Consider the following 20,197-nt stretch of genomic DNA (forward strand, 5'->3'; position numbering starts at 1 on the left):
GCTACCGCGCCTCCAGGACGAACAGGTACGTGTGCGGGGCTCCGAAGGGGACGGTGCGGCGGACGGTCATGCCGCCCTTCTCGAACAGGTCCTCGTAGGTCTGGCGGGTGTAGATCGGCACCCCCATCAGGGCGTGTGCCAGCTCGAAGCCGCTGGAGAAGATCGGCAGGGTGCCGGAGCCGTCGTTCGGCCGGACCGTGGTGTCACCGAGCAGGAAGGTGTGGGCCTTCGGGAAGGCCGCGCGGAGGGAGGGGATGATCTCGGAGCGCGTGGCGGGGTCGACGAGCAGATCGTGCAGGAACATGAAGCTCATCACGACGTCGACCTCTTCGGCGCCCTCGATCCGCTGCTTGCCCGAGATGACGTCGAGTACGTCGGCGCAGACCGGCTTCACCTGGTCGTGCAGGCTGTAGCGGCTCACGGTCTCCGCGGCCAGTTCGGTGGCCGACTGGCTGATGTCCAGGCCGATTCCGCGGGTACCGGGGCGGGCCTGGACCAGCCGGCACAGACGCTCGGAGATGCCGCTGCCCAGATCGGCGAGTACGGAGAAGTCGAGCTGGGCGATCTGCTCGTCGAGCAGGTGGCGCATCAGGGCGATGTCGGCCTGCGCCGAGCCGAGGGCCACCATGGCCTCGTCGCGGCGTACGTCGTCGCCGAAGCTGCGCTTGCCGCGGGCGATGGGGGCCGCGTTGGCGAAGACGTCGTGGTAGCCGCCGACGCCCCAGGTGAAGAAGCCGATCATGCGGCGGACATCGCGTCCGTCCTGCGTCAATGCCACCTGGTCGGCCCGTACGGACAGATAGCCGAATGACTCGGCGGAGGAGACCAGCGCACGGAACACGGACTCGTCGAGGCCGTTCTGAACGCAGAAGTCTGTGATGTTCAGGCTCTTGGCCTCGTCCAGGCGGGCGAATAAATCGAGGCGCTCCAGAGCGAAGACGACATTGGTGCTGATGAAGCCGTTGAAAGCCGCATCCGCATTCATGGGCGTTTTCGCCCGGCCCTGCCACTCGGAGGGCAGGGGTATCTCTGTGCCAGGCTCGCCCACAGATCTGTGAGTGCTCTTCGCGGTCAAAGGAAAGTCCCTCTCTCGTCCACTGAAGACAGAGCTATTCGGTAGCGGTCGATGCTTTCGCGATCTCACGTTCCACCGCCGCGGTGAGTTCCCGGACCGTGGGGTTGTCGAATACCAGACGGATGGGAAGGCGCACGCCGGTCTGTTTGCGCAATTTCATCAGCACCTGGGTGGCCTTCATGGACTGGCCGCCCGCTTCGAAGAACTGTGTGTCGTCGTCGAAGTCCTTGTGGCCCAGGACATCGGCCCAGACGCGGCGCACGTGCTCGCGGACGTCGCTGCCGACGACAGAGGTGGACCGCCCCGCTGTCGCCGTCTGTTCCGCGGTGGCCGCGCGGCGGGCCCCTTTCGGCTCGCCGCTCGCGTCGAGAATCATGAGTTCACTTCGCCGCGCCGGCGCATGGCCACCACCGTAGGGCAGGCCAAAACTCCACGTGCGTTCATTCAAGATCCCCCGTCATTCAGACGCCACCGTTCAGCCAGGCCGGCTCTTGTGGCGACGCTGATCTCCGATGTACTGCAACGCGGTCATGTTGCAGGAGGATTAACGACTGGTACGGTAGGCGTCCGAGTCCAGATGAGTCAAGGGTTGACCACTCTCGGTTGCTGTGAGGTACAGTCTGGCCGGGGTCGACAGTGCATTGCATTTCCCCACCTTTCGTTGAAATGGCGTGCTGGATTCACCTCCGTGTGGACTCCCCGAAAGCTCACCGGCCGGTGCGTGAAGATTTCACATTCAACGGCCGTCGACCTTCTTTCACCGATTTTCTTTCACTCAGCGGTTGACCAATACTGGAATCCCGACGGGGGATGCGTTGAGGCATGCGATTCTGGGGGCCGGTGGCGTCGGTCTCGCGCTGGGGGCCTCCCTGGCGAAATCTGGCCAACCGGTCGTCCTGGTCATGACAGATTCCTCGTACGACCGGTATTCCGGCGAGATCACGGTGCGCGGCGGACTGCGCGACGACTACAAGGTGCCGGTCGAGGCGGTGCGACAACTGTGCGAATCTGTCGATGTACTGTGGGTGACGGTAAAAGCGCCCGCGCTGACATCCGCCCTTGAGCGCATCGTCCCCGGTGCCGATGCCACGTCAGTTGTTCCACTGCTCAATGGCATTGGTCATCTGGACACTCTGCGTGCGCGTTTCGGGCCCTGTCTGCTTCCTGGGACCATCCGAATCGAAGCCGTGCGCTCCGCGCCCGGCGAGGTCACATGGAACTCCCTGTTCGCATCCGTCGAACTGGCTTCGGAGAAATCGGCGGACGATCCCCGGCTGCCGCCACTGCGCGACGAGCTGGAACGAGCCGGAATCGGCTGTCAATTCGGTGATTCACCACCGGATGTGCTATGGCGCAAGCTGATCATCCTGCTGCCGCTGGCCCTGGCCACCACGGCGGCCGACGGCCCGCTCGGCGTCGTGCGCCGCGACCCCGAACTGCTCGCGCTCATGCACGCCGTCGTGCCTGAGCTCTGCGCCGTCGCGGCCGCCCAGGGCGTCGCCGTCGACGCGGCGGCGAGCCGGCGGACCCTCGACTCCTTCCCCGGCCGTACCGACTCGTCGCTGCACCGGGACGTCGCCGGGGGCCGCCCCACCGAACTGACCGCACTCACCGAACCGGTGCTGCGCATCGGCGCCGCGTCCAACATCGCCACACCGTCGATCAGCAGGCTGACTCAGCACGCCCGCGATGCCTGCGGGTGAGCCATCACCCGCGACAGATCCACTCATCGCAACGGAGATGATCATGACAGTTAGTGCCAATCAGCTTCTCGAGGACGAGCTGAAGGAGATCCTTGTCGAAGATCTCCTGGTGGACGTGCCCGCCGAGGAGATCGGTGCTGAGGACGGCCTCCAGGATGTGCTCGGCCTCGACTCGCTCGGGTTCGTCGAGCTGCGCGCGCAGTGCGAGCAGCGCTACGGCGTGAAGATCGGTGACGCCGACTTCACCCCGGTCCACTTCCGCTCGGTGCGGACCGTGGCCGGACTCGTCCGCTCCCTGCGCGGTGACGGCGGCGACATGGTGGCGTCCTCGGCGCAGCGGCAGGAAGGACAGCTGCGTTGACCGTCGAATCGACGACGCCCGCGCTGCCCGGCCACCTTGAGGTGTGGCTCGCGTGTCAGCGCGAACCGGAGTCCGACCGCTACAACGTCAGCGTCGTCCTGGAGTTCGTCCCCGGTGTCGACGAACGCGCCCTGCGGGGAGCGGTGGACGACGTGTTACGGGCCCACCCGGCGTTACGCTCCCAATTCCTCGTCCAGGACGGCGAGCTGAACCGGCTGGTCGTCGCCGATCCGCCGCCCGCCTTCGTCACGGAGCGCGTGAGCGGCGCCTACGACCGTGAACGGGCGCTGCGCCTGGCCTCGGTCGCCGGGCGCGCGCCGTTCGACCTCACCGTGCCACCGCTGGTCCGGGGGGCGCTGTTCGTCGGTGACGGCGGAGCGCTGCTCGCCGTCACCATGCACCACATCGTCTCCGACGGCTGGTCCAGCCGCATATTCGCCGACGATCTCGTCGCGGCCTACCGGGCCCGTACCCTGGGCGGCCCCGGTATACCCGACCGTGGGGCACCGGCTGTGCCGGTCGTCACGGCCGAGCAGCGGGCGGAGGGCGAGGAGCACTGGATCTCGGTCCTGCGCGACGCCCCCTCGCCGCTGGTCCCGGTGCCCGACCTGGTCCCCGACGACGGTCTGCCCGGCCCGTCGGCCTCCGTCGAACTCACCCTGTCCGCCGAGGCGACGGACGCCGTCCGGGCCCTGGCCCGGCGCGAGCGCAGCTCACCGGCCGTCGTCCTGCTGAGCGCCTGGTCGATCCTGCTGCACGCGTGGAGCGGCCGTGACGAAGGCACCTTCGGCATGGTCTTCGCCGGCCGTGACGACGACACCGAAGAGCTGATCGACCTGCGCAGCCGGACCCTTCCGCTGCGGGACGCGCTCGACCCCGACCGGCCCTTCGCCGACGTCATGGACGGGCTGCGCGACCAGGTCCTCGACTCCCTCATGCACGCGGACATCTCCGCCCACCGCCTCCAGGAGATCCGCCGCACCCACGCCGAGGGGACGGCCGTCGAACGGACCGTCTTCATGCACACCCCGACGTACGAGGACCGGTGGACGGTCGGTGACACGGCGGTGAACCGCCTGGAACACCCGGACGAGACCACCAAGTACGAATTCGCGATCAATGTGGTCGAGGGCGCCGACTGGACGCAGCTGAGGGTCTACTACGACTCCGCGCGCTACCGCGCCGCCACCGCCGAACTGTTCGCCGAGGAACTGCGGGAGCTGGTCGCCCGGGCGGCCGCCGAGCCGATGCTGACCTGCGGTGAACTGCTCGCCGTCTGCGACCCGCGACTCCTGGAGCGTACGGAGCACTCCGCCTCGCCCGAGGAGCCCTCCGCGCTCGTGCCCGATCTCGTGCTGGAACACGCGGCCGCCCGCCCCGACGCGGTCGCCGTCCGGCACGGCGACCGTACCGTCACCTACGGCGAACTGGTGGGCAGGGCGGGCGCGGTGGCCAACTGGCTGCGCGGACAGGGCGTACGGACCGGCGACACCGTCGCGATCCTCACGTCACCCGGCGCCGACACCCCCGTCCTCTGGCTCGCCACCGTCCTGGCGGGCGCGGCCTACCTCCCGCTCGACCCCGCCTACCCCGAGGCCCAGCTCCAGCTCATCGCGGACGACGCGCGGCCGGTGATGCTCATCACCGACCCGGACAGCGGACGCGACGTCGAACTGCGCACCGGTACGGCGATATCCGTGCCGGACCTGCTCGCGAGCGCGGCCGACGAGCCGGCCGAACCGCCGAGGGTCGACCGCGACGGCTCCTCGACCTTCTGCGTGCTCTACACCTCCGGCACCACCGGCAGGCCCAAGGGTGTCGTGCTGCCGCACCGCGGTCTGGCACGGCTCATGGGGCGGCCCGACTTCATCCCGCTCGACGCGTCGGACGTCGTCGCCCAGCTGTGCCCGCTCAACTTCGACGGGGCCTCGTACGAGATCTGGGGAGCGCTCGCCCACGGCGGCGAACTGGTCGTCCTGGACAAGCACGTGGTGCTCAGCCCACGTGACCTGCGTGACATCGTGCGCGCCAGGGGCATCACGACCCTGCTCGTCACCACCCCGCTGCTGAACCGCGTCATCGAGGACGCGCCGGATCTCCTCCAGTCCTTGCGGCGGGTGTACTTCGGCGGCGAGCTGATCTCCGTACCGCACATGCGCCGCGCGTTGCGCTGGTGCCGTCCGGGCGTCCTGCTGCACAGCTACGGGCCGACGGAGAACTCGTTCACCTCGACCTGGCACCCCGTCACCGAGGTCGCGGAGAACGCCCGGACCCTGTCGATCGGCAAGCCGGTGCCCGGCACGTTCGTACGCGTCGTCATGGAGGGAACCGACCACCTCGTACCGCGTGGTGTGGCCGGCGAACTGCTGCTCGGCGGCGTCGGGATCGCCGACGGGTACCTCGGCGCGCCCGAACAGACCGCCGCGCGCTTCGTGCCCGACCCGCTCGCCCCCGCCGACAGCCCCGCCACGCTGTACCGCACCGGGGACCGGGTGCGCTGGACCCCCGACGGGCTGCTGGAGTTCATCGGCCGCAACGACAACCAGGTCAAGATCCGCAGCCAGCGGGTCGAACTGGGCGAGGTCGAGGCGGTGCTCGACGCGCACCACGCCATCGAGTCGGTCTTCGTGACGACCCGGCGCAACCAGCGGGACGAGAAGGAGATCGTCGCCTACGCGGTCACCACCGGGCCGACGACCCCCGCCGAGCTGAGGCGGTTCGCCACGGAGCGGCTGCCCACCTTCGCGGTGCCGCGCCACATCGTCCTCATGTCCGAGCTGCCGCTGACGCCGACGGGCAAGATCGACCGCCGCGAACTCCCGGCCGTGACCGACGCGTCGGTGCCTGAGGTGCCTGGTGCGCCTGGTGCGCCTGAGGTGCCCGAGGTGTCCGGGGCGCCTGGGGCGTCGGAGGTGTCCAGGGTGTCCGGGGCGGCGTCCGAGGTGTCCGGGACGCCGACGGCCCCCATGACCCCGGCGACCGCACCCGAGCCCGTGGCCCCGGCCCCGATGGCACGTCCCGCGCGGGCCACCACGGTCGAGTCGGTACGCGGTGCCTGGCAGGCCGTCCTGGAACACGACTCCTTCGGGTTCGACCAGAACTTCTTCGACGCGGGCGGTCACTCGCTGCTCCTCGTCCGGCTCCAGGAGGAGCTGCGGGTCGCCACGGGCGTCGCCCCCTCGATCATCGACCTGATGCGGAACGTCACCGTCGAGGCCCAGTCCGCCCTCGTCGCGGCGGCGCCGGGCGCGCCGGCGGACACCCCGCCCGCGGCGCCCGCCCCGGCCCCCGCACCCCCGCCACCCGGGCCCGTGAGCGCGGCCCCGGCGGCGGAGGCGGTCCCCGCCACGAGCACCCCGCGTCCCGCGCCGGTCGCCGCCGCCCCGGAACCCCGGCCGGCCGACGACCGCAGGCACCAGATCCTCGCGGTCTCCGCCACCACGGCCGAGGCGCTGGGCGCGGCGCGCCACCGACTCGCCCGTCACCTGGACGCGTCCACCACCCCGCGGCTCGACGACGTGGCCCGCACTCTCGACGTGGGCCGCGTGCCCTTCGACCACCGGTTCGCCGTGGTCGCGGGCAACCTCGTCGAAGCCGCGCGGGCACTCGACCCGGAGCAGCCGGGCACCGGGGCACCGGCCTTCGCCGGGCAGGTGTCCGCAGGACCGCGGCCGGCCGTCGTGTTCGCCTTCGCGGACTGCTCCGGGCCGTCCGCCGCCTCGGCCACGGGCGCCCTGGCCCACCGGTTGTTCCCGGCCGTACGCGACCGGATCGACCGCGCGGCCGCGCTGCTCGGCACCACCCTCCCCGATTCCGCCTCCGGGACGGGAGCGCCGTGGGCGGGACTGCCCGCCAGGACCGTCGCGAGCTTCGTCTACGCGCTACAGGTGGGCATCGCCGAACAGTTCGCGCTGTGGGGCGTGACACCGGCGGCGGTCTACGGCACGGGTTCCGGGCGGTCGGCGGCCGCGACCGTCTGTGGTGCGCTGGCCTTCGACGACGGGGTACGCCACCTCGCGACGGACCCGGCCGGGGCTCCCGAACTGCCGTTGCGCAGGCCCGAACTGCCCTGGATCACCGGCCTCGGCGTCGTGCTGCCGGACGGCCCCGGACCGTCGACGCGTCATCTGACGGCCCCGGGGGAGCCCGCGGAGCTGCTGAAGCTGGCGTCCGAGGACACCACCGCGGTGGTCGTGGCCGACATCGGCACGGCCCCCGGACCGGTCTCCACCACGGACACCGCCCCGGGCACCTCGGTCGTTCCCACCCTCGCGCCGGACGTCGACGACGACCAGGCCCTGCTGATGGCCGTCGCCGGGATGTGGTGCCAGGGGGTCGAGGCCGATCTGACCCCGGCCGGCCGGGGCAGGCGTATCAGGCTGCCCGGCCATCCGCTCTCCTGGGCCCAGGACAGCGTCCGGCAGTCGGACGTGCCGACGCGCCGGCGGCTGGCGGCGGCCTGGCGGGCGGTCCTGGGGACCGAACCCGACGAGAACAGTGACCTCTTCGACGCGGACGACGAACGGCTGAAGCTGCTCCGGCTCCGTCAGCGCATCGGTCTCTTCGCCGGTACCACCCCGTCCGCCGCCGAGCTGGCCGAGGCGCGCACCTTCGGGCGCATGGCCGAACTGCTCGACCGGGCCTGACGGACGTCATGGCGTCGAGCGAACCACCCACCTTGAGGAATGAGGAGAATCCGAATGCCGGATGTACGCGGGGAAGCCGCCATCCTTGTCGAACCCGGGCGGCTGGAGGTGGAAGAGGTCACGTTCCGCGATCTGGCCGAGGGGGAAGTGCTCGTCCGCAACACCGTGGGAGCCATCTGCGGCAGCGATGTGCACCGGGTCCGGGCCGAGTCGCCCTTCTTCAAGGACATGCAGGACCACCCGTACCCCTGCCCGCCCGGCTACCCGGGTCATGAGGGCCTCGGCGAGGTCGTCGAGAGCCGGTCGCCCCTGTTCACCCCGGGCGAGACGGTGCTGACGGTGCCGAACCACGCGTACATGGCGTCGTTCGCCCGCTACCAGACGATCGCCGACCGCTTCCTGCTGCACGTGCCCACCGGATCGCCGACGCAGTACCTCATGGCGCAGCAGCTCGGCACCGTGATCCACGCTCTCAAGAGGTTCTGGTCCGGGCCCGCCGAGGGCAGGACCGCCGCGGTGGTCGGCGTGGGGTCGGCCGGTCTGCTGTTCGTCCAGATGCTCAGGCACCTCGGCTTCGACCAGGTCGTCGCCGTCGATCTGGAGCCCGGCAGGCTGGAGTTGGCGCGCGCGCTCGGTTGCTCCGCGACGGCTCTCGTCCCGGCGCAGCGGCCCGACGAGGTCGTGAAGGAGCTGACCGGTGGCAACGGCGCCGACCTGGTCGTCGAGGCCGCCGGCACGGACTCGGCGCGCGCGCACGCGCTGTCGATGGTCGGGACGCACGGGAAGCTGGGCTTCTACGGCATGCCCGAGGCGTACGAACTCTCCATCCCCTACGTGCAGTTGTTCGGCAAGCAGGCCCAGCTGATCACGGCCGTGGGCGGTGCGCAGCTGGAGCCGGGACTCACGTCGTTCCGCAGCGCGCTCCAGCTGATCACGGACGGGACGCTCGCGGTGAAGGACCAGATCACCCACACCTTCGACATCAAGCAGATCGCCGCCGCGGTCGAGCTCGCTCACACCCGGGGTGAAGGTGTGGTCAAGGTCGGCATCACCTTCGACTGAGGACCGCGACCGGGAGAGAGGGCTGCAACATGTACACGGATGTGCCGACCCATTCGGTCGCCGTCATCGGAATGGGCGGCAGGTTCGCCAAGGCGCCGGACGTCCCGGCGTTCTGGGCGAACCTGGTCGCCGGCCGGGACTGCTTCCAGCGGGACGAGGTTCCCGTGGTCGAGGATCTGGGCGACGACACCTCACGGGTCTCCTCCTGGGGAATCGCCCCGCACCGGGACACGTACGACGCCGGGCTCATCGGCGTGGCGGGCTTGGACCCGCAGCACGGAATCCTCCAGGAGTCCATGTGGCAGGCCGTCGAGGACTCCGGCACCAGGATCTCCGCGATAGGGGACCGCACCGCGGTGTACGCCGGGTGCGCGCGGACCAAGCACATACCCCGGGCCGCCTTCGGCGATGTCGTGGGCGTCGACCCGACCTTCTCGGGCCCCTACTTCTCCTATCTGCGGGACCTCTGGGGCGAGAGCGTCATGGTCGACTCGGCGTGCGCGACCGCGACGGTGAACGTGCACCTGGCGTGCCAGAGCCTGCGGCTGCACGCCTGCGACTACGCCATCGCCGGGGCGGTCGCGATCATGGAGGAGAACGACGGCACCTACCTCCGTACACCCCGCAGCATCTACTCGACCGAGGGCATCATGCGCCCGTTCGACCGGCGCAACAACGGGGTGGTGCCCGGCGACGGCTCCGGCGCCGTGCTCCTGCGCCGGCTGGAGGACGCCGTCCGGGACGGCGACCCGATCCACGCCGTGATCCGCGGCAGCGCGGTCAACAACGACGGCCACGGGAAGCCGGGGTTCGTCGTCCCCGGCGTCGAGGGCAAGGTCAGGGTCGTGCGGAAGGCACTGGCGCTGGCCGGTCTGGACGGCGCGGACATCGACTACGTCGAGACGCACGGCGTCGGTATCCCGATGAACGACCAGATCGAGGCGACGGCCCTGATCGAGGCACTGGGCACCGAGGGGCCGCCGGTGGCCCTCGGTTCCGTCAAGGCGTCCGTCGGCCACTGCGACACCGCCGCGGGCATGGCGGCCCTGATCAAGACGTCCCTCGCGATCCGTGAGGGATTCCTGCCGGCCACTCCGAACACGAGTGATCCCATCGAGGAGATCACCCGCCATGGCGACCGGTTCGGCATCGTGCCCGAGGGCCGTCCATGGACATCGAACGGCCGGCCGCGCACGGCGGGCCTGATGTCGGCCGCCGTCGGGGGAACGAACGCGTTCCTCGTCATCGAGGAGCCTCCGGCGCCACCGGGCGCCGGGGCCGCACTTCCTCGTCCGTAACAGAGAAACAATCCGAACCCACTCAGGGAGCTTCTTCATGTCAGCGAAGATCGACGCCGACCTGTACATCGAGGTCAAGAACTTCTACGCCCGTCAGATGCGCGTGCTGGACGACCTGGACATCGAGCAGTTCATCCGCACGTTCACCGAGAACGGCTCGGTCGCCCACCCCCACCGCGGTGAGAAGACGGTGGGTCACGACAACATGCGCATCAAGATGAACTCCATGCTCCCGGGGTACAACGGGCTGGTCACCCGCCACTGGTTCGACCACTTCCTGCTTGAGGAGTACGAGGTCGACGCGCTGCGGGTCACGTACTACTCGCTGGTGACCCAGTCCAACGCCGACTACCAGGTCACCTTCTACTCCTCCTCCAGCGTCGAGGACATCATGATCCGCCAGGACGGCGAACTGCGCATCCGTGACCGGGTCATCTACCGCGACCACCCCGAGAAGGGCCGCGTCATCTGACACCGGCCGGGCCGGCTCGTCCGGCTCGGCGCGTCATGCACGGGACCGGGCCGGAAGGCCGGTCCAGCGGTGCCGACGGCCCGTCCGCTCGGGACGGGTGGGCCGTCGGCACCTCGTGGGTCCGGTAGACGAATCAACGTTTCGCGAGCCATCGCGGCGACAGAGAGTCACGGAGGTTGGCAGATGGCAACGGCATCCGGTCCTTCACCCCACCCCGCAGGACCGCGGTCGTCCCCGGACACCCCTGGTGTGTCCCCCGGACCGCCCCCGGCCGAATGGAACGACACCAGCCGTCCCTTCGAGGACAGCGTTTCCATGGTCGACCTGGTCGAGCGCCAGGTGCACCGGGCACCCGACAACCCCGCCGTCCGGCTGGCGGGCGGAAAGTCCATGTCCTACCGGGAGTTGTGGACCGACGCCGGTCTGCTCGCCGGATACCTCCGGAGCCGTGGAGTGGGACGGGGGCAGTACGTGGGCGTCCTCGTCGAGAACTCCTACACCTCGGTGGTCGCCGTACTGGGCGCGCTGCGCGCCGGCGCGGCCTACGTGCCGCTGGACGTCCGGTGGCCGGCGTCCCGAGTGGCCAAGCCCATCGAGCAGTTGGGCATCGAGTGGATCGTCACCGGGGAACGCTGGGCCCGGCAGGCGGAGGAAGCCGCGGGCATCGCCGGTGTCACGACGCGTCTGGTGTGCGCGGACCCGAACACCGGGACCGCGGAACCGCTCGACGAGGAGGCCATCGGCCTGCTCTGGGACGCGATCGCCGAGGACCCGGACCTCGCCCGCGCCTCCGGCTTCAACCACAACCCGGCGGACCAGGTCACCGACGCCGAGATCCGGGCGTACGTGGAGCACGTCCGCGACCTCGTCCTGGCGGACCGGCCGTCCCCGCGTGTCGTCGAGGTCGGCTGCGGTGCCGGGCTCGTCGCGAGCGCGCTGAAGGGCCGGGTCGCCTCCTACACCGGCCTGGACATCTCGGAGGTCGCGCTGCGGCGCGCGGAACGCGAACTCGGCGAGGACACCCGGCTGGTGCACGCCACCGCCGGCCAACTGGGCGCGGTCGTGGCACCCGCCGGCGCCGATGTCGTCCTGATGGCCAGCGTGGTCCAGTTCTTCCCCGGCTACGAGTACCTGCGGAGCGTCCTCAAGGACGCGCTCGTCGCGCTCGTGCCCGGCGGGGCCGTCGTACTGGCGGACGTCGTGGAACCCACCGACGGGCCGGACGCCGGACATCTGACCCTGTCCTCCTCCTGGTTCGAAGGACTCGGCGACGCACTCGGTCTCCCGGTCGAGGTGGAGATCCACCGCCGCTCGGGCGAGCGGTGGAACGCCGCGCTGCGGGACCGGTACGACGTCGTGCTGCGCCGGGGCACGGGCGAACCCACGCGTCCGAGCCCGGTGGTCAGCACCTGGCGGGACGTCGAGGGCGCGCGCCGACTGCCGCTGCCCGGCGGGCCGGTCGCCGACGACATCGCGTACGTCATCTTCACCTCCGGCTCCACCGGGGTCCCGAAGGGTGTCACGGTGCGTCACCGCAGCGCGGTGAACATCATCCAGTGGGTCAACAACCGCTACTCGGTGGGGGCCGACGACTGCCTGCTCTGGGTCACCGCGCTGACCTTCGACCTCTCCGTGTACGACCTCCTGGGCACCCTCGCCGCGGGGGCCTGCCTGCGCGTCGTCACCCCGGACGAACTCACCGACCCGGAACTGCTCATGGAGATCATGCTCAAGGAGCCGATCACCTTCTGGGACTCGGCCCCGGCGGCGCTGAGCCTGGTGATGTCGGTCGCCGAGGAGCCGGCCGCCGGGGCCGCTCCGCCGAGCCTGCGGCTCGTCTTCCTCAGCGGCGACTGGGTGCCGCTGACCCTTCCGGACCGGGTCCGCCACCACTTCCCCCGGGCCCGGTTCGTCGCCCTGGGCGGAGCGACCGAGGCGACGATCTGGTCGAACTACTTCGAGGTCGAGGAGATCGACCCGGCCTGGGCGAGCGTCCCCTACGGCCGGCCGATCGACAACGCCCGCTACTACGTCCTGGACGAGGCCCGGCAGGTGTGCCCGATCGGCGTGGAGGGCGACCTGTACATCGCGGGGGTGGCGGTGGCCGACGGCTACGCTGGAGACCCCGAGCTGTCGGCGGCCAAGTTCCTGCCGGACACGGTCGACGGCGGTCCCGGTGAACGCATGTACGCCACCGGCGACCGCGCCAGATGGACGGAGGGCGGACACCTCGAATTCCTCGGACGGCAGGACGACCAGGTCAAGATCCGGGGCTACCGCATCGAGTTGGGCGAGATCATGGCGGCGCTGCGCCAGGTCCCCGGCGTCGTCGACTGCGCCGTCACCACGGTGGCGGGAGCCACCGGACCGGAGCTGGTGGCCGCCGCCGCGACCGGGGACAACGAGCGGGGACTGACGAGTCTGTCGGTGCGCCGCGTGCTCGCCGGGCTGCTCCCCAGCTACATGGTCCCGGAGCATGTGCTGCTCATGCCCGCCCTGCCCGTGGGCCCCACCGGAAAGGTCGACCGCAAGGCCCTGGCCGCGGCGGCTCCCCGCTGCGAGCGGGACACCTGAGAGCCGTCCGGAGAGCCGTCCCGGGGGGAACGGCTCTCCGGAAGCGGACCGGCCGCGGGAAATCCGCGGCCGGACCGAGGAGTTCGGTCACCGGACGGACCGACGCCGTGTTCTCAGGAGCTCAGCCGCGTCACGACGTACGCCATGGCGTCGCTGTTGAGGTCGAGGGCCTTCTTGTTGATGTTCGCGGGGGTGTCGCAGGCGAGGTGGTAACACTTGTCCATGGCCTCGTCGGCGGTGCCGCCCCACTTCCGCACCTGCGCGGCGGTCTTGATCTCGGCCGAGCCGGTGAAGGTGCCGCCGACACGGATGCCCTTGGCGCGGAAGGACTCGTGGTCACTGCGCCCGTCGAGCGCCGTCGCCGGCTCGGTGTCGATGCCCTTGCGCCGGAAGAAGTCCTTGAACAGGCCCTCGATCTCGGCGTCCTGGTCGTAGACGAAGTACCCCGGGTTGGGCGAGGCGATCATGTCGAAGTTCACGTAGGCGCTGATCCTGCCGCGTTCTGCCGGGGTGAGGTGGTCGACGTAGTACGTCGAGCCGATGAAGGTTTCCTCCTCCGTGCCCCACCAGGCGAAACGCAGATGCTTGTTCGGTTTGATCTCGCCCTTGGACACGGCGAGCGCGGTTTCGAGGACGGCGGCGACGGCACTTCCGTTGTCGTTGATGCCGGGGCTGGTGTCCACCGAGTCCAGGTGCGCTCCGACCATCAGGGTCTCGCCGTGCCGGTTGCCGCCCTTCGGCCAGTCGGCGAGAAGGTTGTAGCTCTTCTTTCCGCCGAACTCGAACTCCTGGACCGAGGTCTTGAAGCCGGCCCTGTCCAGAATGCCCTTGACGTAGTCGAGGGACTGCTGGTATCCGGCACTTCCGTGCGCCCGGTGGCCGCCGTTCCTGTCGGCGATTTTCTGCAGTGCGTAGAGATGCTTCTGCACAGCCTTGACGGAAATGTCCGGGGCGGCCTTGTGCGTCCTGTGCGTATGAGGCGCGGAAGCCTGGGCCCCGGTGGTGAGGGAGAGGACTAAACCGGCGGCGGCGCAGGTCGCGAGAGTCGTGCGCAGGGCATTGCTGGACTTCAAGGAAACCTCCGTTGTGGAAACAAACTCCTCGCCAGGAGGAGTTGGATCACTGAGAAGCCTCACATGAAATGTGATGTGTGGTCAACGCATTCGGGTAATCCGGGTTCCGTGAATTCGAAGTGGCGTTCCCGTTTGCGGACCGGTTGATTCCGATTGCGCGGAGGTATTGAATCCGGTGCGTGCCGAATTCCTCACGCGCTTTCCGTGGGGGCGGGAGGGTCGTGGCGGCCGGACGCGGCGTCCGCGCGTCGACGACCTGTGCTCGGCCGTGCGGAGGGGCGGCCCGTGGGGTACCCGCCACCGTTCGAGCCCGGTCAAGGGTTGACGGCGCGGCCCAGCGGTGGGCGCTGACGGCCCGCCTGACCCTCATTCGCCGCGAATCTGGCTCGTTCGACCGGATCGAACAACGGTTCCAGTGCGTCATGGGAGCCATCGAACCGCGTCGGCCACATGCGCACGGAAACACACTGAGGAGGGTGCCGGACGGTCGGAGTGAGTCTCGGGTGTCAGGCACCGGCGCGATCGGCGTCGGTGGTGACCGACGCCGTCGGGCGACGTACGGATTCAGGCGCTCAGCGGCCCGTCACTCTTCGCGGTAGGAGCGCTCAAACGGCTGATACTCCGGAAACTCCTGGTCGGGCTCGGGGTCCTTGTTCCGAACCGTCGACCCGCCGGCGAGCTCCCGCTGTAGAGCCTCGAAGTCCGTCACGGACGTGGAGTACTTGAGTTCCCGGGCGACCTTCGCCTGCTTGGCGCGCGCGCGACCACGACCCATAGCCACATCTCCTGGGAGGTAGGAGCGGCGCTACCCGCTCGTGGCGGCCCGCTCGTCTTTACGTCACCCGTCAAATGCTACCATGTGTACACCGGCTCTTTTGCGCCGAGCAGTGGATCGCCGGAGGTCTCCCGAAACCGGCTCACAGCGCCCCGCTCACCCGCCTGACCTGCGAATCCACCGCTGAACCGGGCGAGCGGGAACCGAGGACGGTCTCCCTGGCGCGTCCAGTGCTCCGTCCGGCTCGCTCCCGGGTCGCGGGCCTCCGGTGCCGGCCACGGTCGCACGCGCGGGCCCCCGGCCGCTGATCCCGGTTCCAGCTTCCGGCCCAGCCCTCAGGGCGTACGGCGGATGCGAATTCTCCGGCAGCTCGACCGTTCGCCCGGTTCCGCCGTAAAACCTTCACGGGCTCCGGTGCACAGGCTTCGCCCCGCCCTCTCCGTCCCCCGTGCAATTCCGCCGAAAGACGCGCACCGGAAAACCTGAATTCACATCGGCCGCCCTCCACATGTGGGCGGCCGTCCACATCTGGGTAAGGAACGGGACGAGTGAAGGTGCGGACGGGTGGAGGAGGGTCGTTCGCGCTCTGTCCGGGCCGGAAGCGTTACTGGTTCCCCGTGCGTATTGTGTCCGTCGGTCATTGGGGCGTGGCCGTGTGCGTGTCGCGCCGGTTCCGGATTCTCTGACCAATCTCTGCCGACGCGACCGAGCGGCGGCGACCTCGCCCAGGGCGGACCGCCGCGGGAATGGAGACCGATATGGAGAGCCGGTGGCTCAAACGGTTCGAGCGCACATCCCCGAGCGGGGTGCGACTGCTCTGCTTCCCGCACGCGGGCGGCGCCGCCAGCGCCTATCTGTCGCTGTCCGGCGCGCTGGCCCCTGACGTCGATGTGCGCGCCGTCCAGTACCCGGGGCGCCAGGACCGCCATCGGGAACCGCCCGTCGAGTCGATCATCGGGCTCGCCCATCACATCGCGGACGAGGTGGTGAGCGCTCTCGGCACCGAGCGGCCCTACGCGTTCTTCGGGCACAGCATGGGTGCGGCGATCGCGTACGAGACGGCCCGACGGCTGGAGGAGATGTCGGTGCCCGCGCCCGTGCGGCTCTTCCTGTCCGGGCGCGGGCGTCCCACCGTGGTGCCGCCCCCCAGCGACCGGATCGTCGGCGACCCGGCCCTGATCGCCGAGATGGGCCGCCTCGGTGGGGCCGGACTCCTGCTGGAGGAACCGGAGTTGCTGGAGATGGTGATGCCCGCCGTGCGTGCGGACTACCTGGCCCTTCGTACGTACACCTGGTGCCCGGGGCCACCGCTGCACATCCCGTTCACCGTGCTGGTCGGGGACGACGACCCGGTCGTCACCCCGGACCGGGCGGCCGACTGGCTGGAGGAGTCCGCGCTGCCGGGCGAATGCCATGTCTTTCCGGTGGGGCACTTCTATCTGGACGAGTACGCGGACGAGGTGGCCGCGGTGATCAGGAAGGCGCTCGGCGGCGTGCGCACCGGATGAGACGCACCCCGGCGGCCGGCCGGTCCACGCCCGCGCCGCCCGCCGGGGTGCGGAACCGGACGGCCCGAACGGTCCGCCCTTCGGCGTCCGGGGGGTGTGGTCTGCCTTGAATTCGACTTGTGGCAGAAAAGCGCCGGGTGCTTAATGAGGCTCCACCTCGACACGATCCGTACCTCCGGCGCGCTGCGAAATGGGCGACGCGCTCTCACCGTTCCTTACCAGGGGGAAGCATGGAAGCAACCGGGCCACCGACACCGCCGCAGCCGCCGACACCGCCCCCGTCGTCCCCTCCGCCGCAGCGGGCCTCGCAGCCGGCGGGGCCGTCGCTGCCGCAGAGCCCACCGGGGGCGCCTCCCGCCCCCCGCTTCGGGATGCCGACCTCGCTCGATCTCACCGTCACCAAAAGGCTGTTGTGGGTGGGAGGGGCGGTCTACCCGCTCCAGAACGTCGCCCGGGTCTACACCTTCGTACTCCACCCCCGGCGGGCGGAGGCGGTGCGCCGGTTCCTGAAACGGGCGGCGCTGACGCTCATCGTCGCGATGGCGTTCACGCTGTTCGGGGCGATCGCCGACTTCCTCTCGCGGGAGGACTCCGGCTTCGACGGCTTCATCACGTTCACCTGGATCGCCGCCGTGGGCGGCCTGATCTACTTCTTCGCGGACATGCTCGCCGTGGTGACCGCCTCCTCGCACTTCGTCATGGCCGTCGAGTCGAACGGCCTGTCGACCGCGTTGGTCACCGGGCAGCCCGAGCAGCTGAACCAGCTCGTCCACCGGATCGCGCACGCGATAGAGAACCCGGAGACCGAACTCCAGGTGCGGGTGGAACGGTTGACGATCAGCAACCCCAGCAACTACTACTTCGGCGACGCCGTGAACATGTACGGCGGCTCCGGCAACGTGGGGATGGCGAACTCATGAGCGGGGACAACTACTACGGCAGAGTCGTCAACATGCACGGCGGTACGTGCAACATCGGCATGGTCAACGGCGGCTCCGCGCAGACCGGTTCCTCGTCGGCGGACCCCGCCCTGCGTGCTGCGATCGTGGAACTGACGGCGCTGCTGCGGCAGTTGCAGACGCAGGTGCCCCCGGCATCGGCACGGTGCATCCAGGACTCCCTCCCGGCCATCACGGCCGACCCGGCCGTTCCCCCGGAGGAGCGGCACCGGGCACTGATGGCCGTCGCGGGCATCGCCGCCACCGTGGGCGCGGTCGGCCGGCCGGTCGCCGACGCGGTCCGCTCCCTGATCGAGCTCATCGGGGCCTGAGGCGGGCCGCGGGGCCCCGCGATCCCGCGCTGGTCCTCGGCGGCGCGCTCCCGCACCGCTTGCCCGAGCGGGGGCGGCGTGGTCGCTCTACGGTGGGGTGAGCGTGGTCCACAGGGAGAGAGCGGATGAGCGGCGATCCTCGGGAAGAGCGGGAGGCCCTGCGCCGGGCATTGGCGAGGTCCCGGCTCGTGACCGAGACCGGTGCCGCGCTCAGCAGCGGTCTGGACGGGGAGGAGAGCCTGCGCAGACTCGCCCATCTGGTCGTTCCGCGGATGGGCGACGCCTGTGTGGTGGACATCGCGGAGAACGGCGGGGTGCGCCGGCTCCGGGTCGCCCAGGTCACCACCGACGGGTCCGCTTCGCACGCGCTGTCGGTGACCGAGCACCCGAGGCCGGAGTTCACCTCCTCCGTGCTCGGCCGGGTGCTGGACGGGGCGGGGCCACAGCTCGTCGAGGACGTGACGGCGGCCGACGAACCGGCGGCGCAGCGGCGGCTGTACGAGGAGACGGGCGCCGTACGGGCGCTCGTCGTACCGCTGCGGGTCCGGCGGGACGTGATGGGGGCGCTCACCTTCCTGCGCACGGCGTCGGCCCCGGAGTTCAGCGAGGAGGAGGTGGCGCTGGGCGCGGAGCTGGCGCACCGGGCCGCGCTGACGTTGGACAACGCCCGGCTCTATCTGCTGCAACAGCGCACGGCCGAGGCGATGCAGCGCTCGCTGCTGCCGGTCCTCCCGGACGCCCGGACGACGGGGCTGGGGGAGCTGGCCGCGCGGTACGTACCCGCCCGTGAGTACGCCCAGGTCGGTGGTGACTGGTACGACGCCTTCCAGCTCCCGGACGGGTCGATGATGCTCGCGATCGGGGACGTCGTGGGCCATGACCTGCCGGCCGCGGTGCGGATGTCGCAGCTACGGAACATGGTGCGCGCCCTGGCGTACGACGGTGAGGACACGCCGGCCGGGGTGATGAGCCGGACGGACCGGGTCGTGCAGGGCCTCACGGACATCGAGCTGGTCACCGCGATGGTCGGCCGGGTGTGCGGGGGCGCCGCGTGCGAGTTCCGGTGGGCCAACGCCGGGCACCCGCCGCCGTTGCTGATCCACCCGGACGGTACGACCGGACTGCTGGAGCACGAACCCGATGTGGCGCTGGGCGTGGACCTCGGCGTTCCCCGGACCGACCGGCTGGACGTCCTGCCCTCGGGGTCGACGCTGCTGCTCTACACCGACGGTCTGGTGGAGCGGCCGGGCGAGGACATCGGCCGGGGATTCGTCCGGCTCCGTCAGCAGGCGGGTCCGCTCGCCGGGGAACCCCTTGAGGTGTTCTTCGACGAGATCCTGGCCCGCATGCTGAGCGAGCACCGGGACGACGTGGCGCTGCTCGCCCTCCGGGTGCGCTGACGCCGGAGCCGGTACGTGCCGTCCGAGGGCGCGGGGGCGTACGTGCCGTGGGCGCTCACCCCTTCCCTTCGGCCGCCTCCGCCGTGCTGGTGAGCGCCTGGGCGAAGGCGTGGACGCGGGCGTTCCCGTGGTCGCGGTGCCAGGTGAGGCCGAGGAACGAGTCGTCGAGCCCGGTGACGGGGACGAACGTGACCGCGCGGCGCCCGTAGTAGTCGGCGGTGGGGTGGCACAGGAGCATGGCGCCCCGGTCCGCCGCCACCAGCGCCAGGCCCTCCTGGAGCGTGCTCACCGTGGGACCGACCGGGATGTCCAGGCCCCCGGGGGTGTGCCGGGGGGCCTGCGCCCGGCGCCAGTACTCGGGGGCGGCGCCGTGGACGCTGATGAGCGGGCAGCGGGCCAGGTCCTCGGCGGTCAGGTTCCGGCGCTTGGCGAACGGGTGCCGGGTGGACACCACGAGTGTCTGCGGCTGCTTCGAGAAGACCAGCCCGAGGACGAGTTCGTTCTCCTCGATCGGCATCAGGACCACCGCCGTGTCGACCTCGCGGCGGTGGAGGGGGCCGAAGGGGTCGGAGAAGGGGATCTCCACGATCTCCGTGGCGCAGTCCGGGTACCTGCTCTGGAAGAGCGTGATGGCGTTCATGACCTGGTCGTTGACGCTGCCCTGGAAGCCGATGCGCAGCAGTCCGCCGACCCCCCTGGCCTCGGCCGACGCCTCGTCGAGTACCGCGCGCAGCGCGGCGTACGTGGGGCGCAGGCCGGTCGCCAGCCGTTCGCCGAGCGGGGTGAGGCCGACCCGGCGGCTGGTGCGCTCGACGAGGCGGGCGCCGATCCTGCTCTCCAGGGAACGCAGCAGCTGGCTGACCCGGCTCTGCGACAGGTACAGCCGCTCGCCCGCCCGCCCGAAGTGCAGCTCGTCCGCCAGCGCGAGGAACGCCTCCACCTCTCGGATCTCCAGATTGCTCATGAGCGCTCCTCTCGGA

Annotated in this window: 16 protein-coding genes; 11 read left to right on the forward strand and 5 right to left on the reverse strand. The window is 70.3% G+C overall.

Features of this window, described 5'->3' with window-relative positions; translation table 11 throughout:
• Nucleotide 1 precedes the first annotated feature (1 nt).
• Together PZB75_RS18170 and PZB75_RS18175 are read right to left on the reverse strand one after the other, a co-directional pair.
• Nucleotides 2-985 (reverse strand): class I SAM-dependent methyltransferase, encoded by a 984-nt coding sequence (locus PZB75_RS18170; protein WP_275536358.1) that lies wholly within the window; start codon nt 983-985, stop codon nt 2-4.
• A 124-nt stretch (nt 986-1,109) separates the two neighbouring features.
• Entirely contained in the window at nt 1,110-1,451 is a 342-nt protein-coding gene (locus PZB75_RS18175; RefSeq protein WP_275536359.1) for a phosphopantetheine-binding protein, read from the reverse strand.
• 439 nt (nt 1,452-1,890) lie between these two features.
• Here PZB75_RS18175 and PZB75_RS18180 point away from each other — a divergent pair, with 439 nt between their 5' ends.
• From PZB75_RS18180 to PZB75_RS18210, 7 genes are all read left to right on the forward strand, one after another.
• A complete protein-coding gene (locus PZB75_RS18180; RefSeq protein ID WP_275536360.1) occupies nt 1,891-2,778 on the forward strand; it encodes a 2-dehydropantoate 2-reductase in 888 nt (295 codons plus the stop codon).
• Between the two features lie 43 nt (nt 2,779-2,821).
• The gene (locus PZB75_RS18185; protein WP_275536361.1) at nt 2,822-3,139 is read left to right on the forward strand and encodes an acyl carrier protein; all 318 of its coding nucleotides are present in this window, start codon (nt 2,822-2,824) and stop codon (nt 3,137-3,139) included.
• Nucleotides 3,136-7,785 carry a non-ribosomal peptide synthetase gene (locus tag PZB75_RS18190; RefSeq protein WP_275536362.1) on the forward strand — a complete coding sequence of 1,550 codons (4,650 nt, stop codon included), beginning with the start codon at nt 3,136-3,138 and terminating at the stop codon, nt 7,783-7,785. The genes PZB75_RS18185 and PZB75_RS18190 overlap by 4 nt, the downstream gene beginning before the upstream one ends.
• Nucleotides 7,786-7,839: 54 nt before the next feature.
• Nucleotides 7,840-8,847, forward strand: coding sequence for a zinc-binding dehydrogenase (locus PZB75_RS18195; protein ID WP_275536363.1), 1,008 nt, complete (start codon nt 7,840-7,842; stop codon nt 8,845-8,847).
• 29 nt (nt 8,848-8,876) lie between these two features.
• Complete coding sequence (locus tag PZB75_RS18200; RefSeq protein WP_275536364.1) at nt 8,877-10,145, forward strand: polyketide synthase; 1,269 nt, start codon at nt 8,877-8,879, stop codon at nt 10,143-10,145.
• A gap of 37 nt (nt 10,146-10,182) precedes the next feature.
• A complete protein-coding gene (locus PZB75_RS18205) occupies nt 10,183-10,617 on the forward strand; it encodes a nuclear transport factor 2 family protein (protein WP_275536365.1) in 435 nt (144 codons plus the stop codon).
• A 249-nt stretch (nt 10,618-10,866) separates the two neighbouring features.
• Nucleotides 10,867-13,191, forward strand: coding sequence for an amino acid adenylation domain-containing protein (locus PZB75_RS18210; protein ID WP_275536366.1), 2,325 nt, complete (start codon nt 10,867-10,869; stop codon nt 13,189-13,191).
• A 113-nt stretch (nt 13,192-13,304) separates the two neighbouring features.
• On the opposite strand, the gene PZB75_RS18215 is transcribed toward PZB75_RS18210, so the two are convergent.
• Together PZB75_RS18215 and PZB75_RS18220 are read right to left on the reverse strand one after the other, a co-directional pair.
• Complete coding sequence (locus tag PZB75_RS18215) at nt 13,305-14,264, reverse strand: M28 family metallopeptidase (RefSeq protein WP_275536367.1); 960 nt, start codon at nt 14,262-14,264, stop codon at nt 13,305-13,307.
• A 583-nt stretch (nt 14,265-14,847) separates the two neighbouring features.
• Nucleotides 14,848-15,039, reverse strand: a complete 192-nt coding sequence (locus PZB75_RS18220; RefSeq protein WP_275536368.1) for a DUF3073 domain-containing protein — start codon at nt 15,037-15,039, stop codon at nt 14,848-14,850.
• A gap of 758 nt (nt 15,040-15,797) precedes the next feature.
• Between PZB75_RS18220 and PZB75_RS18225 the strand changes: the two genes are divergently transcribed.
• The 4 genes from PZB75_RS18225 (at nt 15,798) to PZB75_RS18240 (ending at nt 19,217) form a co-directional block, all read left to right on the forward strand.
• Nucleotides 15,798-16,547, forward strand: a complete 750-nt coding sequence (locus tag PZB75_RS18225) for an alpha/beta fold hydrolase (protein WP_275536369.1) — start codon at nt 15,798-15,800, stop codon at nt 16,545-16,547.
• A gap of 371 nt (nt 16,548-16,918) precedes the next feature.
• The gene (locus tag PZB75_RS18230; RefSeq protein ID WP_275536370.1) at nt 16,919-17,467 is read left to right on the forward strand and encodes a DUF6232 family protein; all 549 of its coding nucleotides are present in this window, start codon (nt 16,919-16,921) and stop codon (nt 17,465-17,467) included.
• Nucleotides 17,464-17,817, forward strand: coding sequence for a hypothetical protein (locus PZB75_RS18235; RefSeq protein WP_275536371.1), 354 nt, complete (start codon nt 17,464-17,466; stop codon nt 17,815-17,817). The genes PZB75_RS18230 and PZB75_RS18235 overlap by 4 nt, the downstream gene beginning before the upstream one ends.
• Before the next feature lie 125 nt (nt 17,818-17,942).
• Complete coding sequence (locus tag PZB75_RS18240; protein WP_275536372.1) at nt 17,943-19,217, forward strand: GAF domain-containing SpoIIE family protein phosphatase; 1,275 nt, start codon at nt 17,943-17,945, stop codon at nt 19,215-19,217.
• Nucleotides 19,218-19,272: 55 nt separating this feature from the next.
• Here PZB75_RS18240 and PZB75_RS18245 read toward each other — a convergent pair whose 3' ends face one another.
• Nucleotides 19,273-20,181, reverse strand: coding sequence for a LysR family transcriptional regulator (locus tag PZB75_RS18245; RefSeq protein WP_275536373.1), 909 nt, complete (start codon nt 20,179-20,181; stop codon nt 19,273-19,275).
• Nucleotides 20,182-20,197 lie beyond the last annotated feature (16 nt).

The sequence above is a fragment of the Streptomyces sp. AM 4-1-1 genome, from assembly GCF_029167625.1.
Classification (GTDB): Bacteria; Actinomycetota; Actinomycetes; order Streptomycetales; family Streptomycetaceae; genus Streptomyces.

Coding starts and splice junctions, on each gene's coding strand:
- PZB75_RS18170 (WP_275536358.1), bottom strand. CDS start 985: ATGAATGCGGATGCGGCTTTCAACGGCTTCATCAGCACCAATGTCGTC.
- PZB75_RS18175 (WP_275536359.1), bottom strand. CDS start 1,451: ATGATTCTCGACGCGAGCGGCGAGCCGAAAGGGGCCCGCCGCGCGGCC.
- PZB75_RS18185 (WP_275536361.1), top strand. CDS start 2,822: ATGACAGTTAGTGCCAATCAGCTTCTCGAGGACGAGCTGAAGGAGATC.
- PZB75_RS18195 (WP_275536363.1), top strand. CDS start 7,840: ATGCCGGATGTACGCGGGGAAGCCGCCATCCTTGTCGAACCCGGGCGG.
- PZB75_RS18200 (WP_275536364.1), top strand. CDS start 8,877: ATGTACACGGATGTGCCGACCCATTCGGTCGCCGTCATCGGAATGGGC.
- PZB75_RS18205 (WP_275536365.1), top strand. CDS start 10,183: ATGTCAGCGAAGATCGACGCCGACCTGTACATCGAGGTCAAGAACTTC.
- PZB75_RS18220 (WP_275536368.1), bottom strand. CDS start 15,039: ATGGGTCGTGGTCGCGCGCGCGCCAAGCAGGCGAAGGTCGCCCGGGAA.
- PZB75_RS18225 (WP_275536369.1), top strand. CDS start 15,798: ATGGAGAGCCGGTGGCTCAAACGGTTCGAGCGCACATCCCCGAGCGGG.
- PZB75_RS18230 (WP_275536370.1), top strand. CDS start 16,919: ATGCCGACCTCGCTCGATCTCACCGTCACCAAAAGGCTGTTGTGGGTG.
- PZB75_RS18235 (WP_275536371.1), top strand. CDS start 17,464: ATGAGCGGGGACAACTACTACGGCAGAGTCGTCAACATGCACGGCGGT.
- PZB75_RS18240 (WP_275536372.1), top strand. CDS start 17,943: ATGAGCGGCGATCCTCGGGAAGAGCGGGAGGCCCTGCGCCGGGCATTG.
- PZB75_RS18245 (WP_275536373.1), bottom strand. CDS start 20,181: ATGAGCAATCTGGAGATCCGAGAGGTGGAGGCGTTCCTCGCGCTGGCG.